Origin of the sequence: Corynebacterium sp. HMSC067D03 (assembly GCF_001811185.1) — a bacterium.
In the GTDB taxonomy this organism is placed as follows: Bacteria; Actinomycetota; Actinomycetes; order Mycobacteriales; family Mycobacteriaceae; genus Corynebacterium; species Corynebacterium coyleae.
In genome coordinates this window covers 1-225 of the sequence record NZ_KV803832.1, presented here as the reverse complement: position 1 = coordinate 225, position 225 = coordinate 1, and the positions used below count along the sequence as shown (strand labels likewise).

General features: G+C 58.2%; 1 pseudogene. It reads right to left on the bottom strand.

The features are described 5' to 3' along the window. Window positions 1–225: pseudogene (locus tag HMPREF2785_RS12095) on the bottom strand (hypothetical protein); the annotation flags it as partial.

Here is a 225-nt window from a genome sequence, read left to right as displayed (position 1 = left end):
GCGAGTTTGCGTTCAATCAAACACAACTGATCCAAGGGTGTGTCTGCTGCCATGTGGCGTGCGTCGGATTGTTTCCGCGTGAATTTCGTTGCCCCGAAGTAGACGTCGTGCACGCGTGACCATTCTCGGATGCGCGACGGGTTCAGCCCGGCAGCAAGGGCTGTGTCGCGGTCGAAGTCGGCGATGTCCGAAAGCCGGAAGCCGAGAAGGTCTACAAATGCCATG